Origin of the sequence: Paraburkholderia sp. USG1, from assembly GCF_031570135.1 — a bacterium.
Lineage (GTDB): Bacteria > Pseudomonadota > Gammaproteobacteria > Burkholderiales > Burkholderiaceae > Paraburkholderia > Paraburkholderia dioscoreae.
Map to the genome: position 1 here is coordinate 1 of NZ_JAMWXW010000026.1, position 25,773 is coordinate 25,773.

At 64.3% G+C, this 25,773-nt stretch carries 25 protein-coding genes, 1 other RNA gene, 1 pseudogene and 1 riboswitch; of the genes and pseudogenes, 12 read left to right on the forward strand and 15 right to left on the reverse strand.

The window, feature by feature from the left end; all coding sequences use genetic code 11:
* From NE850_RS28400 to lptF, 4 genes and pseudogenes are all read right to left on the reverse strand, one after another.
* Window positions 1-609: pseudogene (locus tag NE850_RS28400) on the reverse strand (transposase); the annotation flags it as partial.
* Window positions 610-746: 137 nt separating this feature from the next.
* Window positions 747-1,118, reverse strand: a complete 372-nt coding sequence (locus NE850_RS28405) for a CbiX/SirB N-terminal domain-containing protein (RefSeq protein ID WP_310699700.1) — start codon at window positions 1,116-1,118, stop codon at window positions 747-749.
* Between the two features lie 11 nt (window positions 1,119-1,129).
* On the reverse strand, window positions 1,130-2,278 hold the full coding sequence (gene lptG / locus NE850_RS28410; protein WP_011487122.1) for an LPS export ABC transporter permease LptG: 1,149 nt from the start codon (window positions 2,276-2,278) through the stop codon (window positions 1,130-1,132).
* A gap of 3 nt (window positions 2,279-2,281) precedes the next feature.
* Window positions 2,282-3,379: an LPS export ABC transporter permease LptF gene (gene lptF, locus NE850_RS28415; RefSeq protein WP_007175951.1), complete on the reverse strand. Its 1,098-nt coding sequence runs from the start codon at window positions 3,377-3,379 to the stop codon at window positions 2,282-2,284.
* A 137-nt stretch (window positions 3,380-3,516) separates the two neighbouring features.
* On the opposite strand from lptF, the gene NE850_RS28420 reads away from it, so the two are divergent.
* From NE850_RS28420 to NE850_RS28430, 3 genes are all read left to right on the forward strand, one after another.
* A complete protein-coding gene (locus tag NE850_RS28420; protein WP_310699701.1) occupies window positions 3,517-5,028 on the forward strand; it encodes a leucyl aminopeptidase in 1,512 nt (503 codons plus the stop codon).
* Between the two features lie 58 nt (window positions 5,029-5,086).
* Window positions 5,087-5,503, forward strand: coding sequence for a DNA polymerase III subunit chi (locus NE850_RS28425; RefSeq protein WP_091796450.1), 417 nt, complete (start codon window positions 5,087-5,089; stop codon window positions 5,501-5,503).
* 94 nt (window positions 5,504-5,597) lie between these two features.
* Window positions 5,598-6,425: a DUF2486 family protein gene (locus NE850_RS28430; RefSeq protein ID WP_310699702.1), complete on the forward strand. Its 828-nt coding sequence runs from the start codon at window positions 5,598-5,600 to the stop codon at window positions 6,423-6,425.
* A 146-nt stretch (window positions 6,426-6,571) separates the two neighbouring features.
* On the opposite strand, the gene NE850_RS28435 is transcribed toward NE850_RS28430, so the two are convergent.
* Both NE850_RS28435 and ilvD read right to left on the reverse strand, forming a co-directional pair.
* On the reverse strand, window positions 6,572-6,910 hold the full coding sequence (locus NE850_RS28435) for a c-type cytochrome (protein ID WP_165184944.1): 339 nt from the start codon (window positions 6,908-6,910) through the stop codon (window positions 6,572-6,574).
* A 168-nt stretch (window positions 6,911-7,078) separates the two neighbouring features.
* On the reverse strand, window positions 7,079-8,752 hold the full coding sequence (gene ilvD / locus NE850_RS28440; protein ID WP_165184946.1) for a dihydroxy-acid dehydratase: 1,674 nt from the start codon (window positions 8,750-8,752) through the stop codon (window positions 7,079-7,081).
* 173 nt (window positions 8,753-8,925) lie between these two features.
* Here ilvD and NE850_RS28445 point away from each other — a divergent pair, with 173 nt between their 5' ends.
* Both NE850_RS28445 and lgt read left to right on the forward strand, forming a co-directional pair.
* Window positions 8,926-9,912, forward strand: coding sequence for a LysR family transcriptional regulator (locus NE850_RS28445; protein WP_165184948.1), 987 nt, complete (start codon window positions 8,926-8,928; stop codon window positions 9,910-9,912).
* A gap of 128 nt (window positions 9,913-10,040) precedes the next feature.
* Window positions 10,041-10,946 carry a prolipoprotein diacylglyceryl transferase gene (lgt, locus tag NE850_RS28450; RefSeq protein WP_165184951.1) on the forward strand — a complete coding sequence of 302 codons (906 nt, stop codon included), beginning with the start codon at window positions 10,041-10,043 and terminating at the stop codon, window positions 10,944-10,946.
* A 107-nt stretch (window positions 10,947-11,053) separates the two neighbouring features.
* Here the strand turns inward: lgt and NE850_RS28455 are convergent, their stop codons facing one another.
* The 5 genes from NE850_RS28455 to NE850_RS28475 all read right to left on the reverse strand — a co-directional run bounded on the left by NE850_RS28455 (window position 11,054) and on the right by NE850_RS28475 (window position 13,529).
* Window positions 11,054-11,788 carry an SIMPL domain-containing protein gene (locus NE850_RS28455; RefSeq protein WP_165184953.1) on the reverse strand — a complete coding sequence of 245 codons (735 nt, stop codon included), beginning with the start codon at window positions 11,786-11,788 and terminating at the stop codon, window positions 11,054-11,056.
* A gap of 175 nt (window positions 11,789-11,963) precedes the next feature.
* Complete coding sequence (locus tag NE850_RS28460) at window positions 11,964-12,422, reverse strand: EVE domain-containing protein (RefSeq protein WP_132375720.1); 459 nt, start codon at window positions 12,420-12,422, stop codon at window positions 11,964-11,966.
* 117 nt (window positions 12,423-12,539) lie between these two features.
* A non-coding RNA gene (gene ssrS / locus NE850_RS28465) (6S RNA) lies at window positions 12,540-12,721 on the reverse strand.
* Window positions 12,722-12,855: 134 nt separating this feature from the next.
* Window positions 12,856-13,170 (reverse strand): cell division protein ZapA, encoded by a 315-nt coding sequence (locus tag NE850_RS28470; RefSeq protein ID WP_028200473.1) that lies wholly within the window; start codon window positions 13,168-13,170, stop codon window positions 12,856-12,858.
* A complete protein-coding gene (locus NE850_RS28475; protein ID WP_165184955.1) occupies window positions 13,167-13,529 on the reverse strand; it encodes an ATPase in 363 nt (120 codons plus the stop codon). The genes NE850_RS28470 and NE850_RS28475 overlap by 4 nt, the downstream gene beginning before the upstream one ends.
* Before the next feature lie 208 nt (window positions 13,530-13,737).
* Window positions 13,738-13,995: riboswitch (cobalamin riboswitch) on the forward strand.
* A gap of 90 nt (window positions 13,996-14,085) precedes the next feature.
* Here NE850_RS28475 and NE850_RS28480 point away from each other — a divergent pair.
* Genes NE850_RS28480 through cobC form a run of 6 tightly spaced genes read left to right on the forward strand, consistent with a single transcriptional unit; the run spans window position 14,086 to window position 20,394 of the window.
* Window positions 14,086-15,960, forward strand: a complete 1,875-nt coding sequence (locus NE850_RS28480) for a TonB-dependent receptor domain-containing protein (protein ID WP_310699703.1) — start codon at window positions 14,086-14,088, stop codon at window positions 15,958-15,960.
* A gap of 51 nt (window positions 15,961-16,011) precedes the next feature.
* Window positions 16,012-17,076, forward strand: a complete 1,065-nt coding sequence (locus NE850_RS28485; RefSeq protein ID WP_165184959.1) for an iron ABC transporter permease — start codon at window positions 16,012-16,014, stop codon at window positions 17,074-17,076.
* The gene (locus NE850_RS28490; RefSeq protein WP_310699726.1) at window positions 17,073-17,912 is read left to right on the forward strand and encodes an ABC transporter ATP-binding protein; all 840 of its coding nucleotides are present in this window, start codon (window positions 17,073-17,075) and stop codon (window positions 17,910-17,912) included. Before NE850_RS28485 ends, NE850_RS28490 begins: the two co-directional genes overlap by 4 nt.
* Window positions 17,913-17,947: 35 nt before the next feature.
* Window positions 17,948-19,009, forward strand: coding sequence for a nicotinate-nucleotide--dimethylbenzimidazole phosphoribosyltransferase (gene cobT, locus NE850_RS28495; RefSeq protein WP_165184960.1), 1,062 nt, complete (start codon window positions 17,948-17,950; stop codon window positions 19,007-19,009).
* A gap of 33 nt (window positions 19,010-19,042) precedes the next feature.
* The gene (locus NE850_RS28500; RefSeq protein ID WP_165184961.1) at window positions 19,043-19,819 is read left to right on the forward strand and encodes an adenosylcobinamide-GDP ribazoletransferase; all 777 of its coding nucleotides are present in this window, start codon (window positions 19,043-19,045) and stop codon (window positions 19,817-19,819) included.
* The gene (cobC, locus tag NE850_RS28505) at window positions 19,804-20,394 is read left to right on the forward strand and encodes an alpha-ribazole phosphatase (protein WP_165184962.1); all 591 of its coding nucleotides are present in this window, start codon (window positions 19,804-19,806) and stop codon (window positions 20,392-20,394) included. The genes NE850_RS28500 and cobC overlap by 16 nt, the downstream gene beginning before the upstream one ends.
* Before the next feature lie 28 nt (window positions 20,395-20,422).
* Here cobC and NE850_RS28510 read toward each other — a convergent pair whose 3' ends face one another.
* The 4 genes from NE850_RS28510 to cobU form a co-directional block, all read right to left on the reverse strand.
* Window positions 20,423-21,334, reverse strand: a complete 912-nt coding sequence (locus tag NE850_RS28510; RefSeq protein WP_310699704.1) for a cobalamin-binding protein — start codon at window positions 21,332-21,334, stop codon at window positions 20,423-20,425.
* A 59-nt stretch (window positions 21,335-21,393) separates the two neighbouring features.
* Window positions 21,394-22,422, reverse strand: a complete 1,029-nt coding sequence (gene cobD, locus NE850_RS28515; protein ID WP_165184964.1) for a threonine-phosphate decarboxylase CobD — start codon at window positions 22,420-22,422, stop codon at window positions 21,394-21,396.
* Between the two features lie 61 nt (window positions 22,423-22,483).
* On the reverse strand, window positions 22,484-23,419 hold the full coding sequence (cbiB, locus tag NE850_RS28520; RefSeq protein WP_165187352.1) for an adenosylcobinamide-phosphate synthase CbiB: 936 nt from the start codon (window positions 23,417-23,419) through the stop codon (window positions 22,484-22,486).
* On the reverse strand, window positions 23,419-23,973 hold the full coding sequence (cobU, locus tag NE850_RS28525) for a bifunctional adenosylcobinamide kinase/adenosylcobinamide-phosphate guanylyltransferase (RefSeq protein ID WP_165184965.1): 555 nt from the start codon (window positions 23,971-23,973) through the stop codon (window positions 23,419-23,421). Before cobU ends, cbiB begins: the two co-directional genes overlap by 1 nt.
* 282 nt (window positions 23,974-24,255) lie before the next feature.
* On the opposite strand from cobU, the gene NE850_RS28530 reads away from it, so the two are divergent.
* Entirely contained in the window at window positions 24,256-25,716 is a 1,461-nt protein-coding gene (locus tag NE850_RS28530) for a cobyric acid synthase (RefSeq protein WP_232064243.1), read from the forward strand.
* Window positions 25,717-25,773 lie beyond the last annotated feature (57 nt).

A 25,773-nucleotide genomic window follows, 5' to 3' on the forward strand; every position in this document is an offset into this window, starting at 1 on the left:
GCCCCAGGATGTCCCGTGTGCCGTCAGGCAGGATGCCCAGCGCCAGATAGATCGCCTTGTTGCGCACCAGTCCTTCCTCGCGGATCTTCACGCGCAGTGCGTCGAAGAACACCACCGGGTACATCGGTTCGAGCGGACGGCCCTGCCAGGCAGTGACTTCTTCCATCACGGCATCGGTCACCGAACTGATGAATTCCGGCGACACATCAGTGCTGTACTGCTCGGCCAGAAAACCCTGAATCTCGCGCACGGTCATGCCACGCGCGTACATCGCGATGATCTTGTCGTCGAAGCCCGTGAAGCGGCGTGCGTGTTTGGGAATCAGGATCGGGGCGAAGCTGCCATCGCGGTCGCGCGGAATGTCCAGCCGCAGCGGGCCGTCGTCGGTGAGCACCGTCTTGCCGCTTTTACCGTTGCGCTGGTTGGTCGCCTCCGGGGGCCGTTCAGCGCCCGGCGCGTAGCCCAGATGGTGACCCAGCTCCGCGCCCAGCGCCCGCTCGATGAGCGCCTTCTTGAACGCGGCGGACACGGCCTGAACCGCCTCGGCGCTCATCGGCCCCTTCACAAACTGGTCGTGGCCCCAGCGGCCGGCTTGGGTTTGCGTGGCATACATGCTCCTTGGGCTACATGTTATGCCTTGAACACAAAATTTATGACAGGCCCGATGAAGTTTACAGGGGCAACACTAATAAACCACCGTGAAAACAAGGAAAGGCCAACGCCGCGGGAGCACAACCCAACGGCACTCAAATCTGCCGCAGACAATACTCAGCGACAGCGTCCAAAACGGCCTCATCCTCACCCACAGCAACAGCACATTTAACCAGAACAGAAGGATGCAAAGCCTGGCACTGTTCGATTACCAGAGGCAAATCCTTCCTCACATGCCCCCCTTGCCCAAAAAACACCGGCACAACAGTAACGACCTCGCACCCTTGAGCAACAAGATCGGAAACAGCCGTAGGCAAATCCGGCTCCATCAACTCCAGAAACGCCAACGCCACAGGCCCGGACCCCGGAGCAGCTCCCCGCAACTTGACAGCCAAGCGCTCAAACGGCTCCCGCCACCGCACATCCCTCGCGCCATGCCCAAACAGAACGATACCGTGCATAGCCATAGAAACCGCTCCTAATGCCGATCAACCCACTTCAACCCAACCAGCCCAAGTACCAGATAAACCAACCCTGGCGTAGCCGCAGTCAAAGGCGCAGGCCAGGTATTCAACGTGCCGATATGCGAGAACAAAGTATTGAACAGTTGAAAACTCATCCCCAGCATAATCCCGCCGAAAACCTTCATCCCGACGACACCCGCCCGCGTATGCAGATACGCAAACGGCAATGACAAAACCAGCATCACGAACACGGCAAACGGATAAAGCAGCTTGCGCCACAACGCAATTTCATACCGCTGCGTATCCTGATGATTCTCGGTCAAATGCTGGATATACCGGAACAGATTGAACATCGACATCCGATCCGGCGACACCAGCAGCACCGACAGAATCTGCGGCGTCAATTCCGAACGCAGCGAATACTCCGGCACCGCAACTTCCTTCGCACGATAAACCGGATTCAAAGCGTCAGCGGGCGTGCCCGGAGGAGGGGGCACATCGATCAATTGCGTATCGGTCACGCCAGTCAACTGCCAATGCCCCGGCGGCTGATACTTGCCACTTTTCGCGGTCCGCACATTGGAGAGCCGGAATTTCGAATCGAATTCGTAGATGCGCACATTGCTGATCGTCGCATCCGGCTTCAATTCGCCGACGTTTACGAACCGCGTGACCTGCTCGCCATCCGCGCGCGCCGTCAGCGTATCTTTCACCCACACGCCCGACTCGAAATTACTCGACACCGAAGACCCCAGCGCCTCGAGCCGCACACGCTCCGACAACTGATCCGTGTACGGACCAACCACTTCGCCGATCAGATAGGTCAGCAAAACCAGCGGAATGCCAATCTTCAGCAGCGAGCGCAGCGACTGATTCGTCGCAAGCCCGGACACACGAAAAATCGTGTACTCCGAATTCGCCGCCATCTGCGCAAACACATAGATCGCGCTGATCAACGCGGCGACCGGAATGATTTCGTAGAAACGCGACGGCGTCTGCAACGCGACCCGCAACACGGCGTACTGAAACTTGTAGTTGCCGTGCCCGACCGAATTCAATTCGTTGATCAGGTCGAAGAAAAAGAACAGACCCGAAAACGCAAACAGAATAAAGATGAACGTGAGATAGATCTGACGCGCGAAGTACCTTTCATAGATGCGCATCGGTCAGGCTCCCTGCGAACGGCTGAACATTGCCCGCGTGAATAGCGGCCGGTTGCGCACGCGCAGCCAGAAAATGAACGCGACGATCGCCGCGACGATCACATGCAGGCCCACCAGCCCGACCGGGAACGACATCTTGCCCTGCTCGATCCACGACTGCACCACGTTCAACAGATTCGAATACGTCAGATAGATGAGCACCGCCATCACCAGATTGATGGTGCGGCTGCGCCGCGGGTTCTGGTGCGCGAGCGGAATGGCGAGCAGCATCAGGTTGAGTGCAATCAGCGGCAGCCCCGCGCGCCACGCGAATTCGGCGAGATTGTCGTTGGTGGGATTGCGCAGCAGCGTAAGCGTAGGCGTGCCGGTGGTGGTCGGCGTATTGACGACCGGCTGGCTCTGGATCTTCACGCCGTAGCGCTCGAACTCCATGATGCGGAAATCGGGCTGGCCCGGCTGTCCGTCATAGCGGCGGCCGTTTTCCAGCACGACGAAGCGATCGCCGTTCTTACGCGTTTCCGTATGACCGGTCTTCGACACGACCACGTTGACCTTGCCGTTTTCCGTGCTGGTCACGAACACGTTTTCGACGCGCGCCTGGTCGGGCGACATCTTCTCGATGAAGAACACGCGGTGGCTGGTGGCCGATTCGCGGAACTGACCCGGCGCGAGCAGCGAGACCTCGTCGCGCTGCTGGAAGCGCGCGCGGATCAGCTTGCTCTGCTGGTTCGACCACGGCCAGCCGACGAACACGAAGAACATAATGAGGATGATGATCGGCGTGGCAAAAATACCGATCGGCTTGATGAATTGCGTCAGACTGACACCCGACGAGAGCCACACGACCATCTCGGAGTCTTTGTACCAACGGGTCAGGACGAACAGGATCGACACGAACAGGGTCGCGACGAGCATGATCGCCAGGTAGCCGATCACGGTCAGGCCGATCAGGACCAGCACGTCGCGCGGGTCGATCTCGCCTGAGGCCGCGAAGCCGACGATGCGGATCATCATCGTCGTCAGCACGAGCGTGAGGAGAACCATGAACACGGCACCAGCCGTATACGCGAGTTCGCGCTGGAGGGAGCGTTCGAAGATCATTATTGATGATGAGAGGGGGCGCTCTCAGTGGCGCACGGGTTGCTTCCCGTCACACCTCCGGTGCAGCCGCCGCGGGAAAAATAGCGGATAATTGCGGCTTTCATCCTAAGCCCAGATTTTATCCGAGGACAAGCGCGATGGACTTTAGCATAAAAGCCTGTGATTGGACCAAAGGCTCGTCAAACGGTTTCCTGACTGGAAAATCCGATTGCATCGTAATCGGTGTGTTCGAGTCGCAAACCCTCTCGGGCGCGGCTCTCGAGATCGACGCGGCCACCAAGGGCCTGTTGACCCGCATCATCAAGGCCGGCGACATGGACGGCAAGGCCGGCACCACGCTGTTCCTGCACGAAGTGTCGGGCATCGGCGCTTCCCGCGTGCTGCTGGTCGGCCTCGGCAAGCAGGACGCTTTCAACCAGAAAGCCTACGGCGACGCCGCACGGGCCGCCTGGCGCGCACTGCTGTCCACCAAGATCGTCCAGGTCACCTTCACGCTGGCGCAACTGCCTATCCTCGAGCGTTCGGCGGATTGGGCGGTGCGTGCCGCGATCCTCGCGCTGCGCGAGCTGACCTACAAGTTCACGCAGATGAAGAGCAAGCCCGACACGTCGGCGCGTGCGTTGAAGCGCATCGTCTTCAGCGTCAACACCGGCGACGAGAAGGCCGCCAAGCTGGCCGCGAAGCAGGGCGCGGCGCTCGCCAACGGCATGGACCTGACGCGCGACCTCGGCAACCTGCCGAGCAACGTCTGCACGCCGACCTACCTCGCCAACACCGCGAAGAAGCTCGCCAAAGACTGGAAGCTGAAGGTCGAAGTGCTGGGCGAAAAGCAGTGTGAAGCGCTCAAGATGGGCTCGTTCCTGTCGGTCACGGCCGGCTCGGTGGAACCGGCGCAGTTCATCGTGCTGCAGTACCAGGGCGGCGCCGCGAAAGCCGCGCCGGTGGTGCTGGTCGGCAAGGGCGTGACGTTCGACACGGGCGGCATTTCGCTCAAGCCGGGCGAAGGCATGGACGAGATGAAGTACGACATGTGCGGCGCCGGTTCGGTGCTGGGCACGTTGCGCGCCGTCGCCGAAATGGGCTTGAAAATCAACGTGGTGGGCATCATCCCGGCGGTGGAGAACATGCCGTCGGCCACGGCCACCAAGCCGGGCGACATCGTCACCAGCATGAAGGGCCTGACGATCGAAGTGCTGAACACGGACGCCGAAGGCCGCCTGATCCTGTGCGACGCGCTCACCTACGCGGAGCGCTTCAAGCCGGCAGCGGTGATCGACATCGCCACGCTCACGGGCGCCTGCATCATTGCGCTCGGTCACCATAACAGCGGCCTGTTCTCGAAAGACGACGCGCTGGCGGGCGAGCTGCTCGACGCGTCGCGTGAAGCTTCGGACCCGGCCTGGCGCATGCCGCTCGACGACGAGTATCAGGATCAGCTCAAGTCGAACTTCGCGGATCTGGCCAACATCGGCGGCCGGCCGGCAGGCAGCGTGACGGCGGCGTGCTTCCTGTCGCGCTTCACCGAAGCCTATCCGTGGGCGCACCTGGACATCGCGGGTACGGCGTGGAAGAGCGGTGCGGCGAAGGGCGCAACGGGCCGTCCGGTGCCGTTGCTGGCGCAGTTCCTTATCGATCGCGCGTCTCAATGACGCAATGCAGTAAAGTTGCAGGCCCGGCTGCGCAAGCAAACGCCGGGCGGAGCCGCCGATGACCAGAATCGACTTCCACTCGAACGTCGGCGATTCGCTGCTGTATGCGTGCCGCCTGATCCGCAAGGCGTATCAGGCGGGCCAGCCGACCATCGTGCTGGCCGAGCCGGCGCGCCTGAAGGCCTTCGACGAACAGTTGTGGACCTTCTCGCCGCTCGACTTCGTGCCGCACTGCATGGCGGGCACGCCGCTCGCCGCGCAAACGCCGATCGTGCTGGCTTCCACCCTCGACGACGTGCCGCATCATCAAGTGCTGCTCAATCTCGGCGCCACGGTGCCGGCGCAGTTCGCGCGCTTCGAAAGATTGCTGGAAGTGGTCGGTAACGCACACGAGGAACTCGCTGCGGGCCGCGAGCGCTATCGCTTCTATCGCGATCGCGGCTATGCTTTGAACAACTACAAGCAAGGCAGCTAGGGCCCATTCGGTCCGCATCGCGCGCGTGTCTGGCCTCAGGCATCCGGCGGGCGCGCGGCCTGCTTCTGCTTCGACTCAAACACGGAGAGCGCACGTGTCCGATCCCCACGACGATTCGATCCCGGTTCTGCACGAGATTCTCGTGCAGGGGCATCCTGCGCAGGCGCGCCAAGCGTCGAGCGGCAATGACGAGTTCGACGCGCCGCGCGAGCCCAGTTTCAAGGCGGAGCCCGTGCTGGCGCCACAGCCGGTGCTGACGCCGGAGCAGGTCAGGTCCGCCGAGCCTGTGCATCCGGCCGAGCCTGTCCATGCGCAGGAGCCGGCGTTCGCAGCTCAGCCGGTGCATGCACAAGAGCCCGCGTTCGCGCCTCAGCCGGAGCATGCGCAGGAGCCAGCGTTCGCGCCTCCACCAGCGCATGCGCAAGCACCCGCGGCGTTCGCGCCTCAACCGCATGCGCCGGACGAAGCCGCGCACTCAGCGCCGCCGGCGCATCAAGCCGATCATCATCATCCGAAGAAGCGCGCGCGGGCGCACCATGCCGCCCAGCCGCGGCATGCGCATGACGACGGGTACGTGCCGTCGGCGGGCGTGTTCGATCGGGCCGAGCCGGCCACGCCGCTGGAGGCGGGTTCGACCGTGCCGCCGGATATCGCCCGCGAAGGCGCTGGAGAGACACCGCTGGATCTGGACGCCGATGTCATCGCCGAACGTCTGCGCAGGCGGGTCGCGGGATTCCTCGCGGGTGACGGCCGGAGCATCATCGAAGATCGTTGCCGCGAAACTTTGCAGGCGCACACGGGCTGGCTGATCGATCAGATCACGCGCGAAGTGGCGTTGACGCTGGAAGAGGAAATGACCAGCTGGGTGCGCGAAGCGGTACTGGAAGAGATCGCGCGGCGCGCTTCGGTCAAAAAGGACTGACGGTGTACGTGAAGCGCGGGCACGCAGAGCAGCGCCTGCGTGTAGCGCTTGCTGGTCACGTCTGCTGGTCGCGTTTGCCTCTCGCGTTTGCCTGTCACGTCGTTCACAAGCCAGACGCCTGCATCTAATCAACGTACCCGAACAGCTTATTTGAGCGTCAACACCCAGCTAGCCAGCGTGGCCGCCTGATCAGGCGTGAGTTGAGTATTCGCGGGCATCGGCACCACACCCCACACGCCCGTGCTGCCATCCAGAATCTTGTGCTTCAGATAGTTGGCCGCGTCTTCACGGTCGGCATATTTCGCCGCGACGTCGCGCAGCGCTGGTCCCATGAAGGAGCGCGTGACCGAGTGGCAACTCATGCAGTTCTCCTGCTGGGCCAGCGCGAGGCCTGTGGCCTCGGCATGCGCGGCCGGACTGCCGGCACTCAACGCGGCGCCCAGCACGACGGCGGCTGCAAGCGCTGTGTGCGACATTGATTTCATTCTGGTCTCCGTCGGTGCGGGTGCCCGACTCGTGGTGTCGGCATTATAGAAGGAAAGGGGCGCACGGTTTCCCGCGCGTCCCTATCGCTTTTACGTAGCCTTCCATGTGCTCGCCGGCCGTTGCCGCGGCCTCCGGCGATGTGCGTTCCCGGCCCCTGAGGCCGTGGCCTAGCCCGTCACGGCGCCCTTATTGGCCGGCAGCGCCAATGCGGAGTACTTCGCCAGCACGCCGCGCGTGTAACGCGGCTTCGGCTGCTGCCATGCGGCACGGCGCCGCGCCAGTTCGGCGTCGTCGATATTCAGTTGCAGCAGCAGCTTATGGGCGTCGATGGTGATCGAGTCGCCTTCCTGCACGAACGCGATCGTGCCGCCCACGAAGGCTTCCGGCGCGACGTGACCGACCACCATGCCCCACGTGCCACCGGAGAAGCGCCCGTCGGTAATCAGACCCACGCTCTCGCCGAGCCCCTTGCCGATGATCGCCGAGGTCGGCGCGAGCATCTCCGGCATGCCGGGGCCCCCCTTCGGGCCGAGGTAGCGCAACACCACTACGTCGCCCGCGACGATCCTGTCGGCCAGAATCGCCTCCAGCGCGCTTTGCTCGTCGTCGAACACGCGTGCCGGGCCGGTGATCACGGGGTTCTTCAGGCCGGTGATCTTGGCGACTGCGCCGTCCACGGCCAGGTTGCCCTTCAGGATCGCAAGATGGCCTTCCTTGTAGAGCGCCTTCTCGACCGGGAAAATCACCTGCTGATCGGCGCGCGGCCTGGCCGGCACGTCCTTCAACTCTTCCGCGAGGGTTCTGCCGGTGATCGTGATGCAATCGCCGTGGAGCATACCCGCGTCGAGCAGGATCTTCATGACTTGCGGAATGCCGCCGGCCTTGTGCAGATCGGTCGCCACGAACTGGCCCGACGGCTTCAGGTTGCAGATCACCGGCACCTTCTTGCGCATGCGCTCGAAGTCCTCGATGCTCCATTCCACTTCCGCCGCATGCGCGATGGCGAGAAAGTGCAGCACGGCATTGGTCGAGCCGCCGGTGGCCATGATCACGGCCACGGCGTTTTCGATCGACTTGCGGGTGACGATGTCGCGCGGCTTGAGATCCTTCTTGACCGCGTCGACCAGCACGCGTGCCGATTCGGCGGCCGAGTCGACCTTTTCCTGATCCGGATTGGCCATCGTCGACGAATACAGCAGCGACATGCCGAGCGCTTCGAACGACGAGCTCATCGTGTTGGCGGTGTACATGCCGCCGCACGACCCGGTAGACGGGCACGCGTTCTGTTCGACCCCTTCGAAATCCTCCTGCGACATCCGGCCGGCGGTGAATTCGCCCACGGCCTCGAACGACGACACGATGGTCAGATCAGTGCCCTTCCAGTTGCCCGGACGAATGGTGCCGCCATACACGTAGATGCTCGGCACGTTGGTGCGCAGCATGCCGATCATGCCGCCCGGCATGTTCTTGTCGCAGCCGCCGATCACGACCACGCCGTCCATCCACTGGCCTTGCACGCAGGTCTCGATGCAGTCGGAGATGACTTCGCGCGACACCAGCGAGTACTTCATGCCCTCGGTGCCCATCGACATGCCGTCCGAGATCGTCGGCGTGCCGAATATCTGCGGATTCGCGTCGGCGCCCTTGATCGCGGCCACCGCGGCATCGGCGAGGCGCTGCAGGCCGGCGTTGCACGGCGTGATGGTCGAGTGGCCGTTGGCGATGCCGATCATCGGCTTGTCGAAGTCGGCTTTTTCGTAGCCGAGCGCGTAGTACATCGAGCGATTCGGCGAACGCGCTACACCTTGCGTGATGTTCTTCGAACGACGGTTGTATGGCATGGGAACTCCAGTCTGTTTTGTTTTGATCCGCGCTGCGGGTTCTGCCTTGCCGGCGTGGGTGGTCGGCCGCATCCGTCCAGTGTAGTTCGCGCGCGTTCCGCAAGGACGCAGTTTTGCAATGCGTGCGTCTAATATATTATTCGTGCTTCATTAGGTCGTAAAACGTATTACCCATGCTGCCAGCCATCCCCGACCTGCGCCAGTTGCGCTATTTCGTCACCGTCGCCGAAGAAAAGCACTTCGGCCGTGCGGCCGTGCGTCTTTCGATGACGCAGCCGCCGCTCTCGCAAGCCATCCGGGCGCTGGAGGAGACGCTCGGCGTCGCGCTGTTCGCGCGCACCAAGCGCTCGGTCGAACTGACGCCGGTGGGCGCCGATCTGTTGCCTGAGGTGCAGCGCCTGCTGGCGAGCGCCGAGGGGCTGCGGCCGCTCGCGCAGAGCCTCGCGCGCGGCGAGGCGGGCGTGCTGTCGCTGGCGTTTGTTTCGACGGCGGACTATGGGCTGCTGCCGCTCCTGCTGCGCGATTTCGGCGTGCGCCATCCGCGCGTGCGGCTGGAGTTGACCGAAGCCACCAGCGACGTGCAGGTGGACGAACTGGTGGCCGGGCGCATCGACGCAGGGCTCGTGATCGCGCCGCTGCCGTCGCGCCATGCCGCTCAGTTGTCGTGGCTGCCCATCGCGCGCGAGCCGCTGGTGATCGCCATGTCGACGGAGATGGCGGCGCGCGTGGCGAGCGGTAGCGGCAGCCGTGCCGACCCGGGCGCGGAATGGCTCGACACGCCGATCAGCCTGCGCGACGTGGCCGACGCACCGCTCGTGATCTTCCCAAGACGTTTGGCGCCAGGCTTTTATGACATCATTATGGATTGCTACGGCGTGGCGGGCCTCGCGCCCCGGATCGGCCAGGAAGCGATCCAGATGCAGACGATCGTGAGCCTCGTGTCGGCCGGCATGGGTGTCGCACTGGTGCCGCAATCGTTGCGTAATCTGCGCCGCACCGGCGTCGTGTACCGGCCGCTTTCGGAGTCGGTGCCGGCCATCGAGACTGGGCTGGTCTGGCGCACGGCCGAAGTAAGCCCGGTGCTGGCGGGCTTCATCGAGATCGTGCGCGCGCATGCCGCGACCGTCGAGGCGCCGCAATCCGCCGCGCCGCGCGTTTAGAAGCGTTCTCGCGAACGCATCGGCGCGCGGACCGTCCAACGCATGCACCGCAGCGTGGGGGCAGCGCCGCCCACTATTAGAAAACCCAGAAAACCCCCTTCTGAACCTGAACTGCCCATAACAACACGATGCTCATTCACCCGAATTTCGACCCCATTGCCATTCATCTGGGGCCGCTCGCCGTGCGCTGGTATGGACTGATGTACCTCGTCGCGTTCATCGCGGCGATCGTCGTCGGCCGGCTGCGGCTGCGCTTGCCGTATGTCGCCGCGCAAGGCTGGACCGCCAAAGATATCGACGACATGCTGTTTTACGGCGTGCTCGGCACGATCCTCGGCGGCCGGCTCGGCTACGTGCTGTTCTACAAGGCGAGCTTTTATTTCGCGCATCCGCTCGACATCTTCAAGGTGTGGGAAGGCGGCATGTCGTTTCACGGCGGCTTTCTCGGCGTGACGCTGGCCATGGTGCTGTTCGCGTATCAGCGCAAACGCTCGTGGCTGCAGGTCACCGACTTCGTCGCGCCGATGGTGCCCACCGGCCTCGCCGCGGGGCGTCTCGGCAACTTCATCAACGGCGAGTTGTGGGGCCGCGTGACCGATCCGACCGCGCCATGGGCCATGCTGTTTCCGGGCGCCGCGCCCGACGACGCCGCGTGGCTCGCCACGCATCCGCAACTGGCCGCGCAATGGCACCTGAACGAAGTGTTTGCGCAATATCACATGCTGCCGCGCCATCCGTCGGAACTGTATGAGATCGCGCTGGAAGGCGTCGCGCTGTTTTTCGTGTTGTTCTTCTTCTCGCGCAAACCCAAGCCGATGGGCGCGATTTCCGCCATGTTTCTGATCGGCTACGGCCTCGCGCGCTTCACGGTCGAATTCGCTCGTGAGCCGGACGACTTCCTCGGCCTGCTGGCCATGGGACTTTCCATGGGCCAATGGTTGTCTCTGCCGATGATCCTCGTCGGTATCGGCATGCTGGTGTGGTCTTATCGCCGCGCGCGCCGTGAACCGGCGCAGGCGGTCAGCGCGAGTTGAGCGGATCGCTACGGTTTATCGTAGCGAGCGGTCAAATGAAAAAAGCCACGGCGTGCCGTGGCTTTTTCTTTAAGTGCCTTGAAGCAATGCTTCTAGCGTAAAGCGCATCACTTCATCTGCACTGAACCCGACACATTCACCGTCACGGTCGACGTGCCGCCTTCGATCGGCACCGGCGCCGAAGCCTTCGCGTCGGCGCCCATGGCGCGCGCGCTCATCATCATCATCATGGGACGCGGCATCACGCCGTTGTGGCCGACGTTGACCTCGCGAATCGAATAGCCGCTGTAGCCGAACGCCTGCGCGGACGATGCGGCCTGCTCGCGGAACGACCTGATCGCTTCGCCGGTGAGCTTTTGCTCGGCAGCGCGTTGCGCTTCAGGCGAGAGCGAGAATTGCACGTTGCCGACCTGCATGATCGACGCCATTTGACCCGCCAGCTTCGACGCCGCGGCGAAGTCGTGCGATTCGAGCACGATCTCCGTGCGGCCGCGCCACGCGGAAATGCGCCCGTCACGGTCCGTTGACGGATAGATCGAGAACGAGCCCGTGCGGGCCGTCACGCCGCTCACACCCTTGGCTTTTTGCAGCGCCGAATCGGCGCGCTGATTCAGCGTTGACGTGAGCGCCGACGGATCGCTCGCTTCCTGCTCGTAGAACAGCGTGATTTCGACGACGTCTTGCGGGACTTCCGCGCTGGCCTGCGCGTTCAGCGACAGCACGCCCGCCGGCTGATATTGCGCGACGGCTTGCGCGCGGGCCATGGCCGGCGTCAGGGCGAGCGCGGCGGGCGCGGCGCATACGAAAGCGAGAGCGAGTGCACGTGCGGTGTTTTTCGTCATTGTTGGACTCCTTGCTTGAACAGGGTTTGTGCACGATTGAAGCGAGCGCCGCGCAATGGCACGGCGTTTGCGAGTCCGTTAGGCGGTTGTAACCTGAGCTTGGTTCCCGGGTTTGACGTTACTTTAATGTTTGCGTCCGCGTGAATACGCACGGCGCATGATCACCCACGCAACGTCAGGCGAGCCGTTTGGTGATGAAGCGCCATTCGGCTTCGGTCACCGGCGTGATCGACAGGCGGTTGCCTTTGGCGAGCACGCGCATGTCCTTGAGTTCGTCATGCTCGCGCAGCGCGGCGAGCGGAATCAGCGGGATCTTCTTCTTGAACACCACATCGACGAGCACCCAGCGCGGCGTTTCCTGCGACGACTTCGCGTCGTAGTAGGGACTCTTCTTGTCGAACTGCGTGGGGTCCGGATACGCGGTGGACGATACCTCCGCAATGCCCGCAATGCCGGGCTCGGGACAGCTCGAGTGATAGAACAGCACGCCGTCGCCGACCTGCATCATGTCGCGCATGAAATTGCGCGCCTGATAGTTGCGCACGCCGGTCCACGGCAACGTGCGATGCGGTGCGTTGGCGAGATGGTCGATGCTTGCTTCGTCCGGTTCGGACTTCATTAGCCAGTAGCGCATGAATCGAATTGAACGTAATTGAACGTTAAGGGTTTGAAGACGCGGAAGAAATCGGCGTACAAAAAACAGCGCACAAAGAAAAACGGCACCGAACCGAAGTCCGATGCCGTTCTAAATAAGGTCCCCGCCTTAGCCGCTAGGCCGGCATCCTGAACCGGGGGTTCAGAATTGGTCGCAGTTAGCAACACTTCGGGTACATCAGACAGAGTGACGCGCACACCCGTGCTACAAATTTCCGCAACCGTGCACATGGCATTGGTTCAAGGAATATATGACCTTGGCGAACCAGGCAGGGAAGCTAAACCGATGAAGCTAAATCACGAAAACTACCGATTGAACTCAAACGTTTGCAGAATCTTGCACGCCTTGTGCTCACGCACTCCGTTTGAATCCGCCGCCGATCTCAGGACCGGCCGCACTATAACACTGCTATTTACTGCATGCTGTACTGCTGAATCACAGTACCCAACTGTTCGTTCATTTGATGCATTGTACGCCGGATTTCCTCAGCAGGAAATGCTTCTCCGTGTCTCACGCTCGATTGCAGCTTAAGCAGTTCCGATGCCAGCGACAGCGCGGCCATGACAGCAATGCGATCCGTACCGCGCACGTTGCTGCTATTGCGGATCTTCGACATTTCGGCGTCGACGCGTGCAACCGCTTCAAGCAGCGCGCCTTCCGTTTCCGGCGAGCAGGCGAGGCGATAGGGCACGCCGAGAATCGATACTTCGATCTGCTTGGTGGTCATGCATTTTCTCCGTGGCGGGTCGCGTCGCTCTCGGCACCGGCTGCGACTTCATGCTGAGCGGGTTCGAGCAGATCGAGCTGGTTGTCCGGCTCGCTGTGCGCGCGGGCACGCGGCAACTTTTCGAGGATCGCATTCAGGCGCACCTGGGCGTCGTCGATCTTCGCCGACAGCGCGTCGCGTTCCGCCTGCAGCGCATTGCGTTCCTCGCGCAGCATTGCAAGTTCCGTGCGTGTAGCTTCGACGTCAGCACGCGATTGGGCGAGCTGCTCTTCGAGCGCGACTCGCGCTTCATTGTGGCGCTGGCTGATCGCGATCAGCTTGCCGATATTCTGTGAAAGTGTTTCGAGTTCGGTGAGCATGTGCTGCGTCCTCTAAAGACATCGCATTTTAGCGCGGAATGTCGCAGGTTCCGACAATTGTCTCGTTTCGAGACGTAACAACATCGCTTTGTGCAGGCTTTTTATCGACCATACGATGAAAAAGTACTCGTGCGTCGGACAATAACCTGCACTTGTCAGAACAGCGCGCCCGCGTGCCCTCGTTCTTGACGGACCCCGAGGCCGCTCCTACACTGGCCGCACTCTTGGTGCCCGCATGCGCTTTTCAACGGCGCACGCAGTTAAACGGGAAGCAGGGCGCGCCATTCGCCAGAACGCGCCAACCTGCGCTGCCCCCGCAACGGTAAGCGACCGCATTCGTCATGCAAGTCGATCCTGATCGCGCGTTGGAAGTTCAACTCGCGAGTGTGCCACTGCGCGTCACGCGTGGGAAGGCGGGATCGAGATGTCGCCAGCCCGGATACCGGCCAGAGGGAGAGGCACGTCACGCGCGAAAATGTTAAATACGCTGGCGCCTCGTTACGCATCGGCCTGCGGGGAAGCGGGCCGCGCACGCTACCCACAGGATCCTCGTCCCATGCTGTCTCCCGTCGCTCGTGCGGTGTTGCTTGCCTTCGCGAGCCTGCCGATCGTTGTGCATGCGCAAGCTGCTTCTTCGTCCTCTTCTTCATCTGCCGCGGATTCATCGGCCACGGTGTTGTCCCCGGTGGTCGTTACGGCGGAGCGCGGGCCGCAAGCGCTGGCCGACACGATCCCGCAGACCGCATTGTTCGACCAGCAGGATATCGCCGACACCACCGCGACCGATTTGCCGGGCCTCCTGCAACTCGCGCCCGGCGCGCAAATCTCGCGTACAGGTGGCCCCGGTTCGACGACGAGCCTCTTCCTGCGCGGCGCGTCGTCGACGCAATCGCTGCTGCTGATCGACGGCGTGCGCGTCGATTCAGTGGGCCTGGGTTCGGCGCAACTCGCACAGATTCCGCTCGACCAGATCGATCACGTCGAGGTGGTGAACGGCAACGTGTCGGCGTTGTACGGGTCCGGTGCGATCGGCGGCGTGGTCCAGGTGTTCACGAAAGAAGGCGGCGACCATCCGCCGCGTTTCAATTTTTCGCTGGGCTACGGCAGCTATCACACGCAGACGCAGCAGGCGGGCGTGAACGGCGCATTGGATAAAGACGGCAATACGACCTTCAGCATTTCGCTCGCGAGGTCGAAGGACGACGGCTTCTCGTCGCTCAATCCGCGTGAGGCGCCCGCCGCCAATCCGAATGCGAACGGCTATCTGAACGAAAGCATCTCGGCTTCGCTGCGCCACAAGTTCAACGACAGATGGGATGCCGGCGCGAGCTACTTCCAGTCGAACGGCAACAACAGCTACGACAACGCGTACGGCGTGCCGACCGAGCTGAACAACCTGTATAGCAAAGTGCGCCAGGTCTCGGTGTTCGCCAACGGCAAGCTCACCGACTGGTGGACGACGCACTTCATCGTCTCCGAAGGCGACGACCGCAGCGTGTCGAACACCAACGGTGTCTATAACGGCCGCTTCGATACCGACAATCGCCAGTACACATGGCAGAACGATTTCGCGCTGGCCGCGCAGCAGAAGTTGCAGGTCGGCTACGAGCATCTCGATCAGAGCCTCGACTCGGATACGTTCGCGGCGCCCGACCGGCATGTGGATTCGGGCTTCGTCGGCTATACGGGGCGCTTTGGGCGCAGCCAGATTCAGGCCAACGTGCGGCGCGACCAGTATTCCGATTTCGGCGGAGCGAACAGTTACTATCTCGGCTACGGCTTCGACATCACCGGCCATTGGAAGGTGAGCGCAAGCTACTCGGATTCGTTTCGCGCGCCGAGCTTCGACGATCTGTACTATCCGCTCAGCGGCAATCCGTCGATCCAGCCGGAGCGCAGCCATTCGATCGAAGCCGCGCTGCAGTACGCGTCGAATGCGCTCGGCGTGATGCGTCTCACCGCATTCCAGACGCGCTATTCGAATCTGATCGACTACGAGCAGGTGACGCCCGGTATTTATCTAGCCGAGAATGTCGGCCATGCGAAGGTGCAGGGACTCGAGGGATCGTGGAGCGGGCATATCGGCAAGACGGACGTGCGCGCCTCGGTGACGCTGCAAAACCCCGTCGATCTCGACAACGACGTCGACCTCGTGCGGCGCGCGCGGCGTTTCGGCTCGCTGACGGTGAACCGCAGTATCGCCGGGTGGCGCGTGGGCGGCGAGTGGATCGTGAGCGGCGCGCGCGACGACAGCAGCGGCAAGCTGGGCGGCTATGGCGTGGTGAATCTGTCGGCGCGCTACAACATCACGAGAGCCTGGTACGTGGCCGCCCAAATCCAGAATCTGTTGAACAAGGACTATGAAACGGCCTACTCGTATAACTCGCCGCGGCGCGGTGCGTATCTCACGGTTGGTTGGCAGCAGCAGTGACGGACCCGCGTCGTTGAGTTCGCGCGGATGAGCCTACCTACGAGCCGATCCATGAGCCGACAAGCGAGCCGCCACTCCGGTGCGATACCTGCAGCGCTGCGCGTGATGAGCGCGAAGCGCGCGGCCGCGATCTGGCTCGCGCTCGGTGTGATCGCGCTGGCGGTGCTGATGGCGTCGCTCGCGCTGGGCAGCGTATCGCTCGCGCCGCTGCGCGTGCTCGCGGCGCTGCTGCCCTCGCATGGGCCGTCTGCGGGCTCCGCCGATCTGACGGCCGAGATCGTTCGCACGCTGCGTTTGCCGCGCGCGCTGGCCGGCTTTGCTTGCGGCGCGTTGCTCGCGTTGGCCGGCGCGCTGCTGCAGGTGCTGTTGCGCAATCCGCTCGCCGAACCTTACGTGCTGGGTGTGTCGGGCGGCGCGGCGAGCTTCGCGCTCGTCGCGATGATCGCCGGTTGCGCCTGGTGGATCGTCGACGCGAGCGCCTTCGCCGGCGCCTTCGTGTCGATCCTGCTGGTGCTCGGCCTCGCGCGCCGCGAGTTGTGGCGCGGCGAGCCGCAGGACACGTCGCCGCGTTTGCTGCTGACCGGCGCGGTGATCGCCGCGGGCTGGGGCGCGCTCATCACCTTGCTGCTCAACCTCGCGCCCGACAACCGTCTGCGCGGCATGCTGTTCTGGCTGACGGGCGACCTCAACGGCGGCGCGATGCCGTGGACGGCGCTCGCCGCGCTCGTTGTCGTGCTGGTCGCGATCATGCCCGCCGCGCCGCGTCTGAACGTGCTGCTGCGTGGCGACGCCGCCGCGCAGGCGTTGGGCGTCGCGGTGATGCCGTTGCGCTTGCGGGTGTATCTGGTGGCTTCGCTGGCGGCGGCCGCGGCGGTGACGACGGCGGGCACCATCGGCTTCGTCGGGCTGGTTGTGCCGCATATGCTGCGGCTCGCGTTCGGCAACGATCAGCGCATGCTGCTGCCGGCCGCCGCGCTCGGCGGCGGTGTCGCGGTGATGGGCGCGGACCTGGTCGCGCGCACCGTGATCGCGCCGGCGCAGTTGCCGGTCGGCGCGATCACGTCGATCATCGGCGTGCCGGTGTTTCTGTGGATGCTATTGCGCAGGCGCCGATGATGCCGACCTTCGATACCGCCCAGGCCGTCCTCAGCGCGCAACGTCTGACCTTGCGTGCCGGCGCGCGCACCTTGCTCGGCGCTTTCACGCATACGTTCTACGAAGGCGAGATCTGGTGCGTGGCCGGACCGAATGGCGCGGGCAAGACGACATTGCTCTCCACGCTGGCGGGTCTGTTGCAACCGTCGGCGGGCCATGTCGAACTCGACGGCGCGCGTGTGGCCGACTGGCCGCCGCTCGCGCTCGCGCAGCGCCGCGCGTTGATGCCGCAAAGCGCGCCGGACGCATTCAGCACGAGCGTGTTCGATATCGTGATGCTGAATCGCTTTCCGCATCTCAGCGGCTGGGGCTGGGAACGCGCGGCCGATCGCGAAGCGGCGCAGGCGGCGTTGGATTTGCTGGGCCTCGCCGCATTTGCCGCGCGCGATGTGCTCTCGCTCTCGGGCGGCGAGCGTCAGCGCGTGGCGCTGGCGGCGACGCTATGCCAGGACGCGCCATTGCTGCTGCTCGACGAACCGTTATCGCATCTCGATCTGCATCATCAGATCGACTGTCTCGAAGCGCTGGCCGCCTGGACGCGCGAGCCTCGGCGTACAGTGATGTTTTCGTGCCACGATCTGAACCTGGCGCGCCGCTTCGCCACGCATGCGCTCTTGCTCGACGGCGCAGGCGGCGCCTATGCCGGACCGGTACAAGATGTGCTGACGCCCGCGCTCGCGAGCCGGGCCTTCGGTTACCCCTTGATCCTGATTCGCGACGGCGAACACGAGGCGCTGATTCCCGCGCCGCGCGCGCGTCACGAATCGCTCGCCGGCCAAGACACGCCGGCAGGCTGATCGCTTCAATTCAACATTCTCTTTCAGACACGCTTATGACTTCATCGCCACGCTTGCCCGGATTGCCCGAAGTCGAACCACTCGATCAAACGCTGCGTGATCACTTGCAGCACATCATCGATACCAAGACCAAGCCGCCAGGCAGTCTCGGCCGGCTCGAAACGCTCGCGCGCCAGATGGGCCTGATTCAGCGCACCACGCATCCCGCCGTGACACGTCCGGCGATGATCGTTTTCGCTGGCGACCACGGCGTGGCCGAGGAGGGCGTGAGCCCTTATCCGCAAGCCGTGACCGCGCAAATGGTCGCCAACTTTCTCGCGGGCGGCGCGGCGATCAATGCGTTGAGCCGCGTCGCGGGCATCGAACTCGAAGTGGTCAACGCGGGCATCGCGACGCCGCTGCCTTCGGCGGAAGGACTCGTCGACATTCCGGTCGCGGCCGGCACGCGCAACTTCGCGCATGAAGCGGCCATGAGCCGCGACCAGGCCCTTGCCGCGATGCAGGCGGGCGCGGCGCGCGTGCGGCATCACGCGGCGCTCGGCACCAATGTGATCGGTTTCGGCGAGATGGGCATTGCGAATACCTCGGCGGCTGCCTGTCTGATGAGCCGCTTGTGCGGCGTGCCGATCGACGAATGCGTCGGCCGCGGCACGGGTCTGGATAACGCGGGGCTCGCGAGGAAGCGCGACGTGCTGGCGTCGGCGCTCGCGCATCACCCGGTGTCCACTGATCCGCTCGACGTGCTCGCCACCTTCGGCGGCTTCGAGATCGCAATGATGGCGGGCGCCTATCTCGCGGCCGCCGAAGCACGCATGACGATACTGGTCGACGGTTTCATCGCGAGCTCGGCCTTGTTGATCGCCGACGCCTTCGCACCGAGCGTGCGCGAATATTGCGTGTTCGCGCATGCGTCGAACGAAGCGGGCCATCGCCGCATGCTCGATCATTTCGGCGCGCTGCCATTGCTCTCGCTCGATATGCGGCTCGGTGAAGGCACCGGCGCGGCGCTCGCAGTGCCTTTGCTGCGCGCGGCGGTGGCGTTCGTCAACGAGATGGCGAGCTTCGAATCGGCCGGCGTCGCGAATCGCGATGCGTGATCGTTCATACGGAAACACGCTCCCGGCCCGCTCATGAATCCGCTCGCGGAACTGCGCTATTTTTTCACGGCGCTCGGTTATTTCACGCGCGTGCCCGTGCCGCGCTGGGTCGGCTATGAACCGCATTATCTGAATGCGGCGGCGCGTTATTTTCCGCTGGTCGGCGTATTGATCGGCGGATTGAGCGCGCTGGTCTATCTGGCCGCGTTGCGCGTGTTTCCGGCGGGCGTGGCGGTGCTGCTCTCGATGGCCGCGTCGCTGCTCGTGACCGGCGCATTCCATGAAGACGGTCTCGCAGATTGCGTCGATGCGTTCGGTGGCGCCTATACGCGCGAAGATGTATTGCGAATCATGCATGACTCGCGCATCGGCGCTTTCGGCGCCATCGCGCTCGTGGTGGCGCTCGCATTGAAATGGCAAACGCTCGCCGCCATGCCGCCGATGCGCGCCGCAAGTCTGATGATTGCCGCGCACGCGGCGAGCCGAACGTGCGCGATCAGCTATCTGGCTACGCTCGACTACGTGCGCGCCGAAGGCAAGGCCAAACCGGTGGCGCAGCGCCTGAGCGGCGGCGCGTTCGTCTGCGCCGCGATATCCGGTTTGCCGTGGCTGCTCTGGCCGAACTGGCTCGATGCGCCTGACTGGCGCTTTGCGGGCTCGGCGCTTGCGGTACTGGTCGTACTTCGCGTGGCAATGGGCCGTTATTTCGTCAGGCGCATCGGCGGTTATACCGGCGACTGCCTCGGCTTCGCACAGCAGATTTTTGAGTTGAGCATCTACCTGGTGGGGCTCATATGGATATCGTCCTGATTCGTCATCCCGCGGTCGCGCTCGATGCGGGCGTGTGTTACGGCCACAGTGACGTGGCGCTTGCCGAAAACGCCGAGGTGTCGTCGGCGGCGCTCGCCTTGAAGCTCGCGACTTTGCAGATGCCCGCGCCACGCGTGCTGATGTCGAGCCCGTTGAAGCGCTGCTCGGCGCTGGCTGCCGAGATGGCGAACGACTTCGGCTGTGTGATCAGTCACGACGATCGTCTGATGGAAATGAACTTCGGCGATTGGGAAACGCAACGCTGGGACGCGATCGATCGCGAACTGCTCGACGACTGGGCGGTCAATTTCGAACATGCGCGTGCGCATGGCGGCGAAAGCGTGGCGCAGTTCGTCGCGCGGGTGCGTGCATGGCTCGATGCGTTCGCACTGACGCGCGAGTTGTCGCCGGCCTATGTGGTCACGCACGCGGGCGTGATGCGGGCCATTGCATCGATCGTGCTGGACGTGCCGCTCGAACGCTGTCTGCGCTGGTCGCTCGACATGAGCGGCATCGTATGGTTGCGCAGGAACGATGAAACGCAGCAGTGGTCGCTGGTGCGGTGGAATGCGTAAGACGGGCAGGGCGCCGATCGCCCTTGCCTCATTGCGCGCCTGACTTTCTGCGTGAGCGCGCTATGTCGAGGTCTTCGCACATCTGTTTCGCGCCCTGCGCGATGCGCGGCGCCGGCCGGTTGATCAGATCGCCGTCGATCGCAAAGAGGTTGTGGTTCGCCACCGCGGTGAGGCTCGGCCACGCTCGCCATGCGCCGAGTTGCGGCAAGGTAGTGTCCGGTTCGGTCGCGCCCGGCGCCGCCGTGACGATCGCTTCCGGATTCGCCGCGAGCACCGCTTCGGTCGAGACGGTCGGCACCAGCGGTGCGAGTTTTGCGAACACGTTGCGGCCGCCGCACAACGCGATCACGTCGCTGACCATATGCTCGCCGTTGAGCGTCATCAACGGTTGATCCCACACCTGATAGAACACGCTGACGGGCGCCCGGCCCGCATACCGGCTGCGCAGCGCCGCGATGTCCTGGCGGTACGCGGCCGCTGCCGCATCCGCCGCCGGCGACGTGCCGAGCAATTGTCCGAGCTTCGTCAGCGACGCGGCCACGTCGTCGAGATGATGCGGCTCGCTGAAGAAGAGCGGAATGTGCATCTCGCGCAGGCGGTCGAGCTGAAGCTGCGCATTGCCATGCCGCCACACCACGATCAGATCGGGCTTCAGCGCAACAAGTCGCTCGAGATCGAGCGACTTGTTGTCGCCGACGCGTGGCAATTTTTTTGCCTCCGGCGGGTAGTCGCTATAGGACACTGCGCCGATCAGCTTCGCGCCGCCGCCCGCCGCATACAGCAATTCGGTGACGTGCGGCGCGAGGCTGATTACACGTTGCGCGGGAGCGGGCAGGGTGACGGTTGCGCCGGTGTCGTCGGTGACGGAGATGGCGGCAAACGCGTGCGTCGCGTGGATGCAAAGCGCTGCGGCGATGGTGAAGCGGGCGAGTCGATTCATCGGGCGAAGAGGTGGGAGACGTAGGGTGAGCGTGGCAGGGATGCAAGGTCTTTGCTGCATCAGCCCCTTCGCGTGGGATCGATCTCCCGAACGGCCTCACGCAGGCTCCCGTCAAAGCGTGTCCATTCGGCCTCGCTTGCAGGCAAGCCGAATCTGACGCTACCTGACGGCGTGAACAGACGCGTCCACACGCCGCGCCGCGCCAAGGCTCGATGCAAAGCGGCGGCGCGTGCGTCGCAGGTCCACGCGAAGAGCGGTGTGCAGCGCGTGTCGAACCCTTGCGCATGCAACAGGTCGGCCAGCCGCGCGCTTTCGGTGTCGAGCCGGGTGCGCATGTGCCGTTGCCAGGCCTCGTCGGCGAATCCGGCTCTGACGGCGTGACGGGCCGGGCCGCTGACGGTCCACGCGCCGAGCGTGTCGCGCAAACGTTCGAGCAACGCAGGTGCACCGAGTACGAAACCCGCGCGTACGCCGGCGAGACCGAAGAATTTCCCCGGCGAACGCAACACGAGCAGGCCGTCGCGATGCGTGCTCGCCGCGAGCGATGCCGACGGCATCGCATCGGCGAACGCTTCATCGACCAGCAGCGTGCCGCCGCGCGCGCCCAACTGGGCATGCCAATGCAGCAGCCTGGCGGCGCTCAGATGCACGGCGGTCGGATTGTTCGGATTCACGACGACTGCATGCGTAAGCGTGTCGGGCAATGTTTCGAAGGAGACATCGAGCACGATCGTTTCATGGCCGGCGCGCTCGAATGCGGGCGCGTATTCGCCGTACGTGAGCGGCGCGATGCCGACGCGTGCGCGCGGCAGCAGCGCGGGCAGCGCGCGAATCGCCGCCTGGCTACCTGCAACGGGCAGCACATGCGCGGCGTCGGGCGCGCCGTAGTAGCGCGCGGCGCAGGCGGCGAAATCGTCGCCGTCGTCGGGCAGGCGGCGCCAGGCATCGGCGGGAACTGGCGGGACCGGATAGCCGTGCGGATTGATACCCGTCGAAAGATCGAGCCATTGCGCGTGCGGAATGCCGTAGCGTCTGGCCGCTTCTTGCAGATTGCCGCCGTGCGCGATCGTACCGGTTGCAGCGGGCATTCCGTTTGCCTCGTTCGCTTTGCTCGTTTCGCCCGTTGTGTTCAAGCGGCCTGTCATTCGATCAAACATGAAAGGGCACGCTCAGCAACGCCAGCACGATCAGCGCGGCGAGCCATAGAACGACCGTGCGCTCGACCAGCATCAACGCGGCGTTGACGTCGGCGGCCTTGGCCTCGCGTCCGAAGCCGAGCATCGGGCGATGTTCGAGTGCGCCGTGATAAACCGCCGGGCCGCCGATCAGCACGTTCAGACTGCCTGCGCCGGCTGCCATCACCGGTCCGGCGTTCGGGCTGTCCCAGCGCGGCGCCTGTTCGCGCCAGCAGCGCCACGCGGTGCGCGTGTCGCCGAGGAGCGCATAGCTGGCGGCTGTCAGACGGGCGGGAATCCAGTTGAGCACGTCGTCGATCCGCGCGGCGGCCCAGCCGTAGCGCAAATAGCGCGGCGTGCGATAACCCCACATCGCGTCGAGCGTGTTGGCGAGACGAAACCCCAGCGCACCCGGACCGCCCGCGATGGCAAACCAGAACAGCGCGCCGAAGATCGCATCGTTGCCGTTTTCGAGCGCCGATTCGACGGCGGCGCGCGACAGCGCACCTTCGTCCGCATGCGCGGTTTCGCGCGAGACGATGCGCGCGGTCAGCAAGCGCGCTTGCGGGAGATCGCGCTGCGCCAATGCCTGCGCGATCGGCGCAATGTGATCGTGCAGACTGCGCGCGCCGAGCGCGAACCACAGCAGCGCGACATGCACCGCGCAGGCCGCGAAAAACGGCAGCACGGCAACCAGGCACCAGGCGATCAGCACGGGCGGCATCACGGCCAGCGACCACGCGAGCAGCCCTTTGAGCCGCAAGCGGCGGCCGGTGTTGTAGCGCGTTTCGAGACGCATCGCCCATTTGCCGAACCCTACCAGCGGATGAGCCGTGCGCGGCTCGCCAAACCAACGGTCGAGGGCGACGCCCACGGTGGTCAGCGTCACGAGAAGCGGGAGCGACAGCATCACGCGTGGCTCGCGGTTTTCAGCGCGAGCGGCAATCCGGCGACCATCATCGTGGCCTGGGTGCTCAACGCGGCGATGCGCTGGTTGAGCCGCCCGAGTTCGTCGACGTAAAGACGCGTGGCCGCGCCGAGCGGCACCACACCCAGACCGATCTCGTTGCTGACCACGATGACCTTGCCTTGGGCGTTGACGAGCGCCGCTTCGAGCGCGGCGACGTGCGCGTGATAGCGATCGATCGGCAGCGCGTCGCCTTCGGGCGGACAGAGCAGATTGGCGAGCCACAGCGTCAGGCAATCGACCAGGATGCAGTGGCCGGGCGCGTCGCTTTGCGTCACCGCGCCGGCGAGATCGACGCCTGCTTCGAACAGTTGCCAATGCGCCGGACGCCGCTCGCGATGGTGGGCGATGCGCGCGCTGAATTCGGCGTCGTCAGCGACGCGCGCGGTGGCGATGTAGGTGACGGGCAGGGCGCTGCCTGTGGCAAGCTGTTCGGCGTGCACGCTCTTGCCCGAACGGGCGCCGCCGAGAACGAAGGTGAGGTCGCGGGGAGTCATCGCGTGATTGTACCGGCGTGCAGTGCGGGCCGGCGCGATGGGATAATGCCGCGTTCCATGCATGGCGCCTCAGCGCACCACACGGGGCCGGCGCTGCGCGGCTTGTTACCGGCACGCGTTGATGTCCGTATGAAAACGCACGGCCCGGTGCCCCGCGTGAGCGCTGCGTTGCCGCCAGCTTCATTGTCTGTTTTGTCTGTTCACCGCCAGGCCCTGGCCCAAGACTCCGTGACCACCACTTCGACCTCGCATAACGCCGTACCCGTGCCGCGCGGCACGCTGATGATCCAGGGCACCACGTCCGACGCGGGCAAGAGCACACTGGTCGCCGGATTGTGCCGGCTCGCGCGCCGCGCCGGCGCGCGGGTCGCGCCGTTCAAGCCGCAGAACATGGCGCTCAACAGCGCGGTAACGGTGGACGGCGGCGAGATCGGCCGCGCGCAGGCTTTGCAGGCGGTGGCCGCGGGCATTGCCGCGCACACCGATCTGAACCCCGTGCTGCTCAAGCCGACCAGCGACCGCGGCGCGCAGGTGATCATCCACGGCAAGGCGCGCACGAACCTCGACGCGCGTGCGTACCACGACTACAAACCCGTCGCGTTCGAAGCCGTGCTGCAGTCGTATGCGCGTCTGCAAGCGGCGTACGACACGATTTTTGTCGAAGGCGCGGGCAGCCCCGCCGAAATCAATCTGCGCGACCGCGATATCGCCAACATGGGTTTTGCGGAGGCGGTGGATTGCCCGGTAGTGCTGGTGGCCGATATCGACCGAGGCGGCGTGTTCGCCCATCTCACGGGCACGCTCGCGTGTTTGTCGGCGAGCGAGCAGGCGCGGGTGCGCGGCTTCATCATCAACCGTTTTCGCGGCGACGTCGGTTTGCTGCAGCCCGGTCTGGACTGGCTCGAAGCGAAGACCTGCAAGCCGGTACTCGGCGTGATCCCCTATCTGCATGGGCTGACGCTCGACGCCGAAGACATGCTGCCGCCCGAATTGCGCGCGGCGCATAGCGGTGGCGCGGGGCGCATGCTGCGGGTAGTCGTGCCGGTGCTGCCGCACATCAGCAATCACACGGATTTCGACGCGTTGCGCGCGCATCCGCAGGTCGATTTTCATTACGTGCGCAGCGGCACACCGCCGCCGCCAGCCGATCTGATCATTCTGCCGGGCTCGAAGAACGTGCCTGGCGACCTGGCGTTTCTGCGCGCACAAGGCTGGGACGCGGTGCTGCAAAAGCATCTGCGCTATGGCGGCCGGGTGATCGGGATTTGCGGTGGCATGCAGATGCTGGGGCGTGAAGTGGCCGATCCGCATGGCGTGGAGGGCGCGCCGGGTACGTCCGCGGGACTCGGCTGGCTCGACTATTCGACAGTGCTCACGCGCGACAAGACGCTGAAGAATGTGACCGGGCGCCTCGCGTTGCCCGGCGCGCCGGAAGTGGCCGGCTACGAGATCCATATGGGCGAGACGCGCGGGCCGGCGTTGGACACGCCCGCGCTGCAATTGGGCGACGCGCGGGATGCCCGCCCCGACGGCGCGATCTCCGCCGATGGCCAGATTCTCGCCACCTACGTGCACGGCCTGTTCGACACGCCGGCCGCCTGTGCGGCTTTGCTCGCGTGGGCGGGTTTGAGCGATGCCGAGGCAATCGACTACCCGGCGTTGCGTGAGGCGTCTCTGGAACGCCTTGCGGATACGCTTGCCGAGCATCTCGATCTGGCGAAACTTTTTGCTGCGATGGGTTGATCGGGGTCAAAGGGGAAGATCAGATTAAATCCTGTTGGGAAATAATCAAAGCTTGAG